The sequence below is a fragment of the Fusobacterium perfoetens genome, from assembly GCF_021531475.1.
In the GTDB taxonomy this organism is placed as follows: domain Bacteria; phylum Fusobacteriota; class Fusobacteriia; order Fusobacteriales; family Fusobacteriaceae; genus Fusobacterium_B.
Genome location: NZ_JADYTX010000011.1, coordinates 25,385 through 38,728 on the forward strand (window position 1 = coordinate 25,385; position 13,344 = coordinate 38,728).

The following is a 13,344-nucleotide window of genomic DNA, read 5'->3' on the forward strand; positions in this document are numbered from 1 at the left end:
AAGATGGATAGAGCAAGAGGAGTAGCACATTCATTATTATCAGTAGGAGCTGTAAAATTAAACGTAGGACAACCATTTACATTTGTATCTGGAATAAAAAGTCCAATATACTGTGACAACAGAAAAATGATAGGATATCCAGAAGAAAGAAAAGTAGTAGTTGATGGATTCGTTGAAGTTTTAAAAGATAAAGAATTTGATGTAGTAGCTGGAACTGCAACAGCTGGAATCCCTTGGGCTGGATTTATAGCTGAAAGATTAAACGTACCAATGGCTTACATTCGTTCTGAGAAAAAAGACCACGGAGCTGGAAGACAAATCGAAGGAGCAGACTTTGAAGGGAAAAAAGTTATCGTTATAGAAGACTTAATCTCTACTGGTGGAAGTTCTATAAAAGCTGTTGAGGCAGCTAAAGCAGCTGGAGCTACTGAAGTTGAAGTTGTAGCAATATTCTCATATCAATTTACAAAAGCTGAAGAAAACTTTAAAAATGCAGGAGTTAAATTAACTAACCTTTCTGATTTCACAACATTAATCGGACTTGCAACAGAACAAAACTACTTAAACAAAGAAGAACAAGAAATCGCTTTAAAATGGAATAAATCTCCTAACACTTGGGGAGTTTAATTTTAAAAAGTAAAAAAATAGTATAAAGATAAAAATCTTTTTAAAGAGTGATGAAAAGACAAGGACTATAATATTTAAGCCTTGTCTTTTTTCTTTTTTTTGTGAGAGTTTTTAATTTTATTGTAAAAATTTATTGTCTATGTTAGAATAAAATGATTGATAAAATTAGGAGGGCGAAATTTAAAATGAGAGATTTTTTGACAAATAGAGTATTAATGGTTAGACCCATAGCTTTTACATATAATGAGGAAACAGGAGCAGATAATCTTTATCAAAAAAATGACAATCAAGATAGAAAAATTCTTGAAGAAAAGGCTGAAAAAGAGTTTGATACTTTGGTGGAAAAGCTTAGAAGTGAAAGTATAGAAGTTTTGGTTATCCAAGACAGTTTGACGCCGCATACACCAGATAGTATTTTTCCAAATAACTGGTTTAGCACACACGAAGATAATAAGGTGGTGCTATATCCAATGTATGCTGAAAATAGGAGACTTGAGAGAACTGATAAAATTTTTGACTTTGTAAAAGATAAAAATCAAATAGAAAAAATAGATTTTACAAAATATGAAAATGAGGGAAAATTTTTAGAGGGTACTGGTAGTATGTGCCTTGATAGAAAAAATAAAATAGCTTATGCCAATATCTCTAAAAGAACAGATAAAGAGTTATTTGAGAAATTTTGTGAAAAGTTGGGATATAAAGGGATTAGCTTTTCTGGAAGTCAAACAGTAAATGGTGTAAAAGCTCCAATCTATCATACAAATGTTATGTTAACTATTGGAGAGGAGTATGTAATAATCTATCTGTCAGCTATTGAAGATGAAAAAGAGAGAGAAATAGTTAAAAATTCTTTTATAAACTCTGGAAAAAAGATAATAGAAATCTCTGGAGAACAAACAAAAAATTTTTTGGGAAATGCAATAGAACTTAGAAAAAAAGATGGTTCTAAAATTCTTGTAATGTCAAAAACTGCTTATGATTCGTTAGATGATGAGCAAAAAAATATTATAGAGGAAAGTGCTAAAATAGTTTACTCAGATATTCCAACTATAGAAAACTATGGTGGAGGTTCTGCTAGATGTATGATAGCAGAGTTTTTCTTAGATTAAAAAGGAGAAAAGATGTTTTATATAATCAAAGTAATATCACTTTTGATATTTTCGCCACTTTTATTTATTGGTGGGTTTTTATTTTTTGGAAAAATTTTATGTAAAAATGGAAAGAAAATCATAGGAAGATTAGCCTATATTTTTGGAGTGGTTTTATTTTTACTTTCTTGTGAATTTTCAACAGATTTTTTAACAGTGGCTTTAGAAAATAATTATAAAATTAGTACAGAAAAAGAGATAGATAGTAGTGATGTATATATTTTACTTGGGGGAGGAATAAAAAGTCATACTTTAGTTGGAAATATTCCTAAAAATAGTGTGATGGTAAGATTAATGACAACAGCTAAACTATATCATCAAAATCCAAAACCTATTATTATAACTGGGGGAATGGTATTAGATAAAACAGTCAGTGAAAGTTCAGTTTATAAGAAAGATTTAGTGGCAGTAGGTATTCCAGAAAAGGATATAATTTTGGAAGAGAGAAGTAGAAATACAAAGGAAAATGCAATTTATACCAAAGAAATAATGAGAGAGAAAAATTATACTAGAGGGGTAATTGTAACTTCTGCTATCCATATGACTAGAAGTATGAAAGTATTTGAAGAGGAGGGATTTGAGTTTTATCCTATTCCTTGTGGTTTTGTCGGACAGACTGAGATAGTTGGTATCCAAAATTTTATCCCTAACTATACAACTTTGAAAAATACTTTTGCTGTGTTATGGGAATATTTTGGAATGATTTATTATAAGATTAGATATTAGAAAAAAATGTTATAAAATAAAAAAATAAATAACGCATATAAATTATATAATTTTATTTTTTTATTAAAAAAAGATAAAATAAAAAACAAAGATATTGTAAAAAAGTATAAAAAATAGTATAATGAAAAAAGTATTTTAATTATTCGAGATTTGGAGGGATAAAATGAAATTTTCATTAGAAAGTGATTACGAAGTAAGGATAGTTCTACAATTATATATTTCACCTAACAAAAGAGAAAAATCAAGCCAAGTATTGGAAGAGTGTCGTATTCCTCCAAAGCTAGGTCAGAGGACAATAACAAAACTTGTAAAAGCAAATGTACTTCGCTCCATAAGAGGAAATAACGGTGGAGTGGAAGTTATAAAAAAACCAGAGGATCTTTCATTGTATGAAGTAATAAGTGCAGTGGAAGATTTGACAATAAAAAAATGTATAGATAACCCAGAGAATTGTCGTTGGAAATGTGTGGATTGCTCTTTATATAAAAATGTTGTTAGAATCAAAAAAAGATTTCTACAAGATTTAAAAGACGTAAAGTTTAAAGAATTAATAGAACAGATGTAATTTAATTAAGAATAAAATACTTAAAAAAGAACAGAAAAAAAAATAAAAAAAACCTTGACAAACCAAATGGGGGGGGGGTATAATTGTCCAGTTAAATTCTACCGTGATAGTAGAAAAAGAAATTGGGAGATTATATCCCCCTTTTATGTTGTAAAATTGGATTATTAGAAATGAATAATAGAAAAAATAAGATTTTGAGGTGGGAGTTATGTTTACTAAGAGAAAAATATTTTTAACTTTTTTATTTTTTATGATTTGGGTATGTAGTTTTTCATATATAAATATTTCTCCAACAACATTGGATAAAAATATAAAAGCTGGAGCTTATCAAGAATTTACTTTTTATAATGATACAACTATACCATTTCGTTATAAAATAACTCCTGTAGCAATGACGGATAATAAACTTGTAAAAGATATGAGTAAATGGGTTGAAGTTTATCCTAAGATAGTAACTGTAAATCCTACTGAATCAAAAAAATTTAAAGTATATGTAAAAGCTGATAAAAATGCTGAGACTGGAGATTATGGAACTTTCTTAAATATTAGACAGATGTCAGCACCAAAGTTAAAGGGAGAGGAAGAACAAAACATAGGTGCTGGAATGGTAATAATGGTAAATCTTAATATGGGGATTTATGGATATGTAGGAGAGAAAGAGCCTAAGATAGAAACAACAGAGCCAACTGTATATAAAAAAGGTGAGAAAAGTTTTCTAAAAATGAAACTTGCAAATAAAACAAATAGACTTGTAAGACTAAAAATAGAAGTAGAGGGAAAAAGAAATTATTTTTATACAATAGGAGAAACAAGAGCTTTTAAAGGACAAACTTTAGAGTTTGACCACGAGATAAATAGAATAGGAAAAAGTAAAGCTAGTAAAGTAATAATCACTGATGTAGAAACTGACAAAGTAATAAAAGAGATAAAAATAAAAAAATAGCCTAAAAATAGCTCTTATATAAGAACTATAAACTATAAAAAACGTATATAAAAAAATAGGAGGGATTTTTATGAAAAAATTATTATTTGTAACAGCATTATTAGCAATGGGAACTATGGCAATGGGAGAAAATCCTACTCAAAATGCAGAATCAAAAGCAGAGGTATTAGTAAAAGCTCAAATAGTTGATGATTTATTTAAAATTACTGATATTGATGGCAATCCATTAGTACTAGACTTTAAAGAATTACCAAAAATGAATTATACTAATAATATAGCAAAAGCATCAGTAGAGTACAAAGTTACAGCTAAAGAAGCAATAGTAGATAGCGCAGTAGAATTAGCAATGTCATTAACATCTTTTGAAAACCCTGAAAGCAAAGATGGAGTAAGTAAAGTAATACTAAAAAATGAAGATAGTACAGCAGCTCAACAAGATCCAATAGAAAATGACCCTAATAGAATAGAGGCAAACTTAGGACTAGACAAAGCAACTAAAAAAATGGAAATTAATCAAACAACAGTAGTAGGAAAAATTAACGGAACAATAAACACTGATCTTTCTGATAAAAATACAGGAGATTATTCTGGTAAAGTTTTCTTAGTTGCAACAGTTAAATAATAAAAAATAAAATAAACTATAAAAAGGGCTATTGCTTATAGCCCTTTTCTATTAAAAATATAAAAAATAATTAATGGAGAATTTTATGAAGAAGATAACCACGATTTTATTTTTATTGTTAAGTTCTCTTACATTTGCTAGTAACCTCGGTGGAACGAAACTAGCTTATGACGGGGTAGAATTTTTTATAAGTGATGAGGAAGAAAGAATAGGGGCTTATACCTTAGAATTAAAAGGGATACCTTATAGTTATACATATACAGTAATAAAGGAAGGGGACGAGTATTTTTTCCCTCTTTTTGAATTTATAAGAGCAGTCGGAGTTGAGAACTATAAATATGACAGAGGAGTTCTTACTATTTTTTTTAATGCTAACGAAGATAAAAGAGTAATAGACCTAAGAAAATTAGATGAAAGTTCTTATATATTTGAAGACAATGATTATTTTATCTGTGAAAAATTATTTAAAGAATATTTTTTCCAAGAGTTTAGAATTGACAAAGAGAATTTTACAATAAAAACAAATCCAAATTTTATTTTACCAAAAGAGATGAAATATATTTTGGATAATAAAACTAGAGAGCTAAAAGAGGAGCTTAATAAGGAGATTTTACTTTACAAGGGAGAAAGAGAACTATTTGATATAGGAAACTTAAGAATAAACCTTGAAAAAGAGATGATAAAATCTTCTGATGGTGGTGGAAGAAAATATGACTGGTCAGGTTCTTTAGAGTATAGTGGATCACTTTTATTTGGAAACTTTATAACAGAGTACGATTTAAAAGAGAAAAAATTTAAAGATTTTGAATTAAACTACTATGGAATAAAAGAGGACTATGAATTAAGTATTGGAGTTTATGGAGAGGACAGAGAAAAACAACTGACTTTTAGAAAAGATAGAGGATATTCTCTTAATGATGGTAGAGAATATATAATTGAAGAAAGAGTGCCAGTTGGAAGTAAGGTAGAACTTATCTATGGACTATTCCCAATAGATGTACAAGATGAAGTAGGAGGAAAGGTTACTTTCGTCAATAGTCTTATTAAATCAGGTAGAGAATTTATTTTAAAAATCTATGAACCTAATGGAAAGATTTGGGAAAAACTTGTAAAAATAAACGAAGACTATAACCAACAGAAAAAAGGTGAATTTGGTTATGATATTTCCATAAGAGAGGATAAAGAATCTAAAAGAAATAAAGCTGACTTAAATATTTACTATGGATATACAGATAATCTAACTATGGGATTTTCTTGGAATCAATATCCAGAGGAGTATGAAAGAGGTTGGACATATATAAAAGAGATGGGGACAGAACTTATCTATTCAAACTCAATAGATGGAAATCCTTATACACTTTCTTATGAATATACAAGAGGAATAAACAAAGATGAATTTGAAACTGAAAGTTTAAAAGGAAAGTATAAACATAGATATTTCTTGGATACAGATATAAAAAACTTTGGGATTACTTATGAACAATTTGATAATGGACGTTACTATGAAGAAAAAAGAGAAATCTATATAGATGTTGACTACGACCTTACAGAAAATATAACATTGACTGGAAGTTTGGAAGATACTAAGTATCACGAAAAAGATAGAGATGATGAGACAGATTATTATTACGGTTTGGAGTTTAGTAAGAGCTGGAACTCACTTTTAGCAAGTTATGAGATAGAAAATAATAAAAAAGGTGAAACAAGACATAGTTTAGATTTTTATTATACAGGATTTAAAGATTTTACAGTAAGACTTGAAAATACTTTAGATGAGGATAATAAATATGAGGGAGAATTAAAAATAAATAATACAAGATGGATGGACAATCTTGATTTCTCTATGGGAATGAGATATTCAGAGGATAAACGAGCTGAGTATATGGTTGAATTTACATTGAAGTTTGACAACTGGTTAGAATTTGGAAGTTCTGCTGAGAAAAATGGAGATAAGAGAACTTATGTAGGAATTGATAGAGTAATAAGTCTTAAAAATCCATTACAAAATATGAACTCTCTTGAAAATACAACTATAAAAACAATAGCTTTCTTAGACAGAAATGATAATAATAAGATTGATAAAGATGAAGAAAAATTATCAGATGTAGAAGTAAGTCTTGGAGAAAAAAAAGTAGTAACAGATGAAGATGGAGAGGCATATATCTATGGTATCCCAAGTTATACTGATTACGAAATAACAGCTTTGAGTAGAAGACCGAGCCACGACGGAAAAGCTACAAAAATAAAAGTAAGAGGAATGGGAAGTTCTGAAGTAAAAGCCTATATTCCTATAAAACCTTTGATCACTTTTATGGGAGAAGTTAAATTTGATAAAGATCAATCAATATTATCTGATACAAGAATAAAACTTAATAAAATTTCAACAAAAGAAACTGGAAAAATAATTCCAGTTGAATCAAATGGAGAGTTCTATATAGATAGTTTAACAGCTGGAAAATATATGATAGAGGTTGAGTATCTAGGAGAGGACTACAATATAAAAAGATATAAAAGACAGATAGATTTAACTTATACAGATGAAAATGCTGGAGATAACTATTACTTATTTGAATTAGAGGAGGTAAAGAAATGATGAAAAAATTTATTGGAATATTTTTTCTGATTTTTAATATAGGTCTATATGCAGAGGGAGAAAATATAATAGTACCAATGATACCTTTACTTCCAAGTATGCCTGCAAATCCTGAGGCAGAGGGAAAACCAGTGCCTCTTGAAACAAAAACAATAATAATGAAGATGGAAACAGAGATAGAAGTACCATTAGAAATAATATCTGATACAGAGATACAAGCTTTGATAATAGATGATCAAAGAGCTGTTGTTCCCTTTGAAATAGAGATGAATAAAGAGCCTGATAAAAAAGATTATTATAAGCTAAACTATAGTGAAACAGAGATAGATATTGACGAAGATGGAGAAGTTGATACTAAAATTTATTCAAATGAATTTATAAATTCAAAGATAGAAAAAGAAAATTATGTTGTTATAGAGGGAAAAAATATTTCAAAAGAGGGGTATCACGAAAAAATTATATATTTAACAGTGGAAACTCACGATTAATTAGGAGGAAAAATGAGAAAGTCAATTTTAACTATGATATTTTTACTTATCACAACATTTTCTTATTCAGAGATAAAAGTATCTGTTTTTGAAAATATGAAATTTGAAAATATGAATACTAAAAATATGAGAAATAGTATAGTTGGAAGAGGAGTTTTGGAAATCCAAGCTGATGAGGAAGATTTTGGAAAAATAATAGAGCTTACATTTGTTGAGAAAAGTTTGATGACAAATGGAAAAAATCCTGTGATGATAAGAAAAATAGAGGTAGAAGATAAATATAAAAAATTTGTTTTAAACTCTAAGATAACACATATAGAGTTTACAGCAGTTCTTAATCAAAGAAGAATAAAAGCCGAAAGTAAACCAGCTGATGTTGTAGAGGGAAAATATGTGGGAGGAATTCCTATTATGATATCAGTGTATAAGGGAGAAAATACTAACGAAAAACAAGAGGCAAAAAATAAGGTGATAAAATAATGAAAGGGCTAAAAAAATTTTTATTTTTCTTTTTAATTCTATTCGCTTTTGGATTTTCTAATGAGAATAAAGATTCAAAAGTTGTACTTGATAAAGTAAGAGAAACATCACAATTAAAAATAGGTGTAACTAAAATAAAATCAAAAGAACTACCAATGGAGTTTGATGTAGAGAGTAAAAAAGTCTATGGAGAGATAGAAATAACTGATAATGATCTTGTATTTGTATCTGAAACTTTAGATGAGATACCCTCTATTTCAACTACTAATGGTAGAAGAGTGATAAATAATATAAATAAATATCTTACAAAAAATATAAAAGAATCTCCAAAATTTAATTATCAGATTGTAGATGGAAAAACTGAGTCTGGTGAAAAAAATGGAAAAAAATACCTTTTGATAGATTGTAAAGAACAACTATCTAGTGTGTATGTGTATGTTTTGGAGAAGGGAAGTTATAAGATAAAGAATGTTTATAAAGGGGCTTTTAAACAATTATTTTTAAGGACAGTTAATGAAACTTATGGAAATCTTAATATAGAATCAGATATCATAAATAAAGATTATAGAAAAATAACAATAAAATCAGGAAATTTATATGTATCAAAGCCACTAAATTATAATTTAGAAGATACTGAAGTTAAAGCTGGTATTAATCTTAGTGGGAAATTTCCTGAAAGAGTTTTATACGAAACTTTAAAACAAGAAGGCGGAGGTAAAAATTTATATATAAGAGCAATTGTTACTTCAAAATATGGAAAAGATGAAAAAGAGATAAAACTTTCAGAGTCAAATGGGGGATATTCAGATTATAAAGCTATTCTAACTTTGAAAGATAGTACAGGACAAGACTCTACTTTAATAGGTATTATTTCAAGTGATGAACACAATAGTGAAAAATATCTTTCAATATTTATAAAAAGACCAAGACCATTTGAAGATGATGAATACAAAGTGGAATTAAAATATGGATATTATGGTGGAATATTTAATGGTACTTTTTATGAATTGATTAATCATAGATTTAATATTAATATAAAAGGAGATGGAGAACAATTTTTACCAATAGGAACAGATGGAAAAATTCTTTTTGATAAACCAGAGCCATTTTTAACGAAATCTCCTACAATAATAGGAGGAAATGTAAATGGAGAAAAAGAAACTCCTAATATAGATAATTCATATATATTAAAAGAAGAGTATAGAAATACTGGAAAATTTTTAAAAAAGCCTTTAAACGGAGAGATGACAGTAAATAAAATACAAGATGGTGTGGATTTAAAAATATCTTTGGATACTTCTACAATAGAAGGATTAAATGAATCAGCTACCAAAACAATAAAGCTGAAAACTAATGGAACAGATATTTGGGATGGGAAAATAGCTGAAACTACATTTAATCTTTATGATGTATTAGGTAAAAGTATAGGAAAAATAGGAGTATTTTCAGATAGTGAAACAGATGAATATTATAAGATAAAAATAACTGGATGGGATAATTCATTTACTCATCAAGTAGTAGAGGCTAAAATTACTTTAATTTATGAGAAAGTTATAAATAGAGGAAAACATGAAAAAAGAAAAATAATAAAAAAAGACACTTATACTATTATAATAAGTCCTAGAGAGGAAATAATACCAGCAAATACAAGAGGAACTTTAATTATAACTAATCCAAAGTGGCTTTCAGGGCATGATATATTTATAGATGATTTTAATAAAGTAGGGATAAGAGAAAATACAAAACACGATGCATTTGATGGAACTTTTGTAAAAGAACAACTTATGTGGTCAGGAAAAATACCTGAAAAATTTGTAACAATAAATAAAAAAGAGGCTTGGGTTAACTGGGGTAAAAATCCAAGACTTATAATAAGAGGAGATAATGGTTTTGGAGAGAAAAAAACAGAACCTGAGATTTATGATTATAAAACAGGAAATTTTAAATCAGTTGGTTTATCTGGAGATGAAGGTTGGAATGAAATAAAAAGTGTAAAAGGAAAACATATAGGATGGATTTATTTTTCAATAACAGATAGAGATGAAGATTCTAAAACTTTTGTGATTGGTTTTTGCGGCGGAGTAACGAATCCATTATATGGAAGACAAATGGAAGATATAACAGAAGAAACAGGAAATGTAATATACAGATTTGAATTTGCTTATCAAGTACAAGTTGGAAATGAATGGATAGATAAAAAAGTAGATGTATTGGATTTAGTTATACAACCGGAACTTCCAGTTAGTAGTCCTAAAATAAAATTAAATAATCCTCTTGTTTACTATGATTATAATTCAAGTAGTGCAATAAGTAATATTATTCACAATAGAAGAGTTCATCTTGCAAAAGACGAGGCAACAACTTTAAATAATAATGGCTCAAAATTTATAAAAAATATTAGTTTAGATGGAGAAGAGTGGATAATACCTAGTAGTGAAGTCAGAGATTATCCTTGGGAAACATTAGGAAAGCATAAATTAAGTATTAATAGAGGAACAAATGAGGTAATAAAAATAACTAAAGAAGATGGAGGAACAAACTCTTCTACTTATTTAAGAGGAGATGGAGTTAATGCTATAAATGGAAGTAAAAATGAGGTGATGTTTTCTTATGATGGCGGAAATAGATATCTAAACTTTGGTTTATCTAAATATAATTTTGATGGAGAAAAAATAAATGATATAGTTATTACAAACTATGATGATAAATCATTTGAAAGTAGAATAACTTACTCAGTGGATATTCCACCATTTGAAGGAATACATTATGTAGGAAATTATGATATTAGACCAAGACAAAGCTATACAAAAGATTATGAATATAATCCTAAAATAGCTTATACTGAGGATGTTATAATAAATTATGGAATAGTTGGGTTTAGAAATCTAGATACTAGAATAACAGAGCAATCTGGTGGAGAAGGAATAGATTTAAGGACTACAACAAAGGTAAAACTTGTAAGTGAAAAAAATCCAAACTATGTAATAACAGGAGCAAGACTTTATTTTGAAAAAGATGAGGCGGATGCTATAAAAGAAAAAAATCCAATAGAAACAAGTATCTTTAAAGGAGAAAATGAAAAAGCTACATCTGCTATGTTAAAATTATTTATTCCAAGACAAGAAAGACTAATCCCACAAGGAAAATTTAAAATACTTGTAGATGATGAAATTAATAAAGAAAAAAATAATAAAAATCCTTTAAGAGTAGGTGTGACTGTAAAAGGAAATGACGAAAAATATTATACTTATATTGGTGCTAACAAAAGAGGAGAAATAGGAAAAGATCTTTATTTAAATTTAAAAACTAAACGTTTTGTTGAAACTATAATTGAATTTGAAAATCCAAATTTAAAAACTGATGCTCAAGGAGAAAACTGGATAAAATTAAATAAAAGTAATTTTGAGAGTGGAACTCTTTCAAGAGACATAGAAGGATCAAATATTTGGGGAAGAGTAAGAGGAGATATAATAGATATCCCTATAAAAAAAGCTGATGGGACTTTATATAATTTAAAAATGACTTTATTTGATGAAAATAAGGAAAAAGTTTTAATAGATAATCTTAATACTAAAGATGGAAGTAAAAAAATTGAATTTGGAACAAATAAAAATTTTATAATAGGACGTGAAAATTTAGAGGATAATTATATAAGATTTACTTTAGATAATGGATATGAAATTTCAGATATAGGTAAAGAAATAAAATTCTATATAAGATATCTTGATACTACAACAAATGAAAAAGGAGATTTTTTATTTGACCAAAGATATATAGTTAAATTTAAAAAAGAAGCTAAATATAAAGGAGACACAACAATTATTTTAAAAAATCCTATAACAGCATTGAGTAATTTGAATGATGATGGAATGATAGATGTAACAAATATAAAATCATTAGGAAAAGATAATAGTAATACAAAATTAGATTTTATAAAATGGTATAAAATTATAAATCCAATAAAATATCCAGAGACTAATCTAGTTTCTGTAACAAGAATAGAGGATAATACAGAAATACAAGATTATAATAAATTTTTAAAATTACAAAAGGGAGTTCTATATTTTGGAATACCTAATAATAAAGCAGATTTTGAAACTATATTCGGAAAGTATGATGGAGAAAAAATAGAAAAATCTTTTGAACTTAAATTTGCCTCAGATAATAGTAATTCTTATAGACTAAATATTATTATAGAGAAGTTTGATCCAAAATATTATGGAAAAGTATTTAGAGGAAGTGGCGAAACAGATTATGGTGATTATAAAGAGATAAATGAAGTTGGAATAGGAAATATAGATTTAACTAAATCTAATATTGAAAAAGACGGATATGTTTATGTAGATTTGGGCACTTCATACAGAGATTATTTAAGATATGAAAGTTTACCAAAAGTATTGTTAAAAGAAGAGTTAAATATTAAAGAAAATGGAGAAGTCCAAGCGATACCCAAAAATTCTATTTATGCAAAACCATTAGTTGGAGAAATAGTTTTAAAAAATGGCAGTGAATATATTTCTCTTAATACTAAAGGAAAAGAAGTAAAATATACTGAAGATGGGTCGATAGCTCCGAAAGAATACTCACTTAAATTAAAATTAAGTATAAAAGAGTATAAAAAACTAAAACCTGATACAGAATATGAAATATTTAATAATGGTGAACAAAATGTTTTAACTATAGGAACAGATAAACTAAATGATAATATAATATTTAATAAAACACTTAGTTTTAATACTATAGGACCAAGTTTAAAAATTACAAACGGAATTATTGATTTTGGAAAGATAAAACCTAAAAATGAAGAAGGACCTATAATTAATAAAGAAGGAAAAACTACTACTCCATTAGAAGTTAGAATAACAGGAACTTTGGATAAGGATTTAGGAATAACAAATCAAGAATTGATAGTTGAAAAAGATACTATTTTTATAAATCAAGTAAATGCTCATGGAATTCCTATGGAAAACGGAGGAAAATTAAAAGTAAAAGACTTAAAAACAGTAAAAAAAGATTCTACTATTCAGACAGATCAAAGTATTCTAGAGCGTTATGATGTACAAGGTATATTAGAAGTAGACAAAAATATTTCAGAAGAGTATTATGGAAATTATAAAGGAAGTGTTACAGTAGTATATACATTCTATTAAAA

10 protein-coding genes are annotated in these 13,344 nt (G+C 27.6%); all 10 read left to right on the forward strand.

Annotated features, from left to right (window positions below):
- Nucleotides 1-3 precede the first annotated feature (3 nt).
- The 10 genes from pyrE (at nucleotide 4) to I6E15_RS03945 (ending at nucleotide 13,342) form a co-directional block, all read left to right on the forward strand.
- Complete coding sequence (gene pyrE, locus I6E15_RS03900; RefSeq protein WP_177160320.1) at nucleotides 4-627, forward strand: orotate phosphoribosyltransferase; 624 nt, start codon at nucleotides 4-6, stop codon at nucleotides 625-627.
- Between the two features lie 185 nt (nucleotides 628-812).
- Nucleotides 813-1,736 (forward strand): citrulline utilization hydrolase CtlX, encoded by a 924-nt coding sequence (ctlX, locus tag I6E15_RS03905; RefSeq protein WP_235244480.1) that lies wholly within the window; start codon nucleotides 813-815, stop codon nucleotides 1,734-1,736.
- A 12-nt stretch (nucleotides 1,737-1,748) separates the two neighbouring features.
- On the forward strand, nucleotides 1,749-2,501 hold the full coding sequence (locus I6E15_RS03910) for a YdcF family protein (RefSeq protein ID WP_235244488.1): 753 nt from the start codon (nucleotides 1,749-1,751) through the stop codon (nucleotides 2,499-2,501).
- 163 nt (nucleotides 2,502-2,664) lie between these two features.
- Nucleotides 2,665-3,066, forward strand: coding sequence for an RrF2 family transcriptional regulator (locus I6E15_RS03915; RefSeq protein ID WP_235244501.1), 402 nt, complete (start codon nucleotides 2,665-2,667; stop codon nucleotides 3,064-3,066).
- Nucleotides 3,067-3,274: 208 nt separating this feature from the next.
- Nucleotides 3,275-4,009 (forward strand): hypothetical protein, encoded by a 735-nt coding sequence (locus tag I6E15_RS03920; protein ID WP_235244510.1) that lies wholly within the window; start codon nucleotides 3,275-3,277, stop codon nucleotides 4,007-4,009.
- A gap of 70 nt (nucleotides 4,010-4,079) precedes the next feature.
- Nucleotides 4,080-4,631 (forward strand): hypothetical protein, encoded by a 552-nt coding sequence (locus tag I6E15_RS03925; protein WP_235244513.1) that lies wholly within the window; start codon nucleotides 4,080-4,082, stop codon nucleotides 4,629-4,631.
- 85 nt (nucleotides 4,632-4,716) lie between these two features.
- Complete coding sequence (locus tag I6E15_RS03930) at nucleotides 4,717-7,224, forward strand: hypothetical protein (protein WP_235244515.1); 2,508 nt, start codon at nucleotides 4,717-4,719, stop codon at nucleotides 7,222-7,224.
- The gene (locus I6E15_RS03935) at nucleotides 7,221-7,712 is read left to right on the forward strand and encodes a hypothetical protein (RefSeq protein ID WP_177160313.1); all 492 of its coding nucleotides are present in this window, start codon (nucleotides 7,221-7,223) and stop codon (nucleotides 7,710-7,712) included. Before I6E15_RS03930 ends, I6E15_RS03935 begins: the two co-directional genes overlap by 4 nt.
- A gap of 12 nt (nucleotides 7,713-7,724) precedes the next feature.
- Nucleotides 7,725-8,192 (forward strand): hypothetical protein, encoded by a 468-nt coding sequence (locus tag I6E15_RS03940; RefSeq protein ID WP_235244518.1) that lies wholly within the window; start codon nucleotides 7,725-7,727, stop codon nucleotides 8,190-8,192.
- The gene (locus tag I6E15_RS03945) at nucleotides 8,192-13,342 is read left to right on the forward strand and encodes a hypothetical protein (RefSeq protein ID WP_235244520.1); all 5,151 of its coding nucleotides are present in this window, start codon (nucleotides 8,192-8,194) and stop codon (nucleotides 13,340-13,342) included. The genes I6E15_RS03940 and I6E15_RS03945 overlap by 1 nt, the downstream gene beginning before the upstream one ends.
- Nucleotides 13,343-13,344 lie beyond the last annotated feature (2 nt).

Excerpts from the sequence above, each read along its gene's own strand:
- pyrE (WP_177160320.1), top strand. The coding sequence starts at position 4 with ATGGATAGAGCAAGAGGAGTAGCACATTCATTATTATCAGTAGGAGCT.
- I6E15_RS03930 (WP_235244515.1), top strand. The coding sequence starts at position 4,717 with ATGAAGAAGATAACCACGATTTTATTTTTATTGTTAAGTTCTCTTACA.
- I6E15_RS03910 (WP_235244488.1), top strand. The coding sequence starts at position 1,749 with ATGTTTTATATAATCAAAGTAATATCACTTTTGATATTTTCGCCACTT.
- I6E15_RS03925 (WP_235244513.1), top strand. The coding sequence starts at position 4,080 with ATGAAAAAATTATTATTTGTAACAGCATTATTAGCAATGGGAACTATG.
- I6E15_RS03945 (WP_235244520.1), top strand. The coding sequence starts at position 8,192 with ATGAAAGGGCTAAAAAAATTTTTATTTTTCTTTTTAATTCTATTCGCT.
- I6E15_RS03940 (WP_235244518.1), top strand. The coding sequence starts at position 7,725 with ATGAGAAAGTCAATTTTAACTATGATATTTTTACTTATCACAACATTT.
- I6E15_RS03915 (WP_235244501.1), top strand. The coding sequence starts at position 2,665 with ATGAAATTTTCATTAGAAAGTGATTACGAAGTAAGGATAGTTCTACAA.
- ctlX (WP_235244480.1), top strand. The coding sequence starts at position 813 with ATGAGAGATTTTTTGACAAATAGAGTATTAATGGTTAGACCCATAGCT.
- I6E15_RS03920 (WP_235244510.1), top strand. The coding sequence starts at position 3,275 with ATGTTTACTAAGAGAAAAATATTTTTAACTTTTTTATTTTTTATGATT.
- I6E15_RS03935 (WP_177160313.1), top strand. The coding sequence starts at position 7,221 with ATGATGAAAAAATTTATTGGAATATTTTTTCTGATTTTTAATATAGGT.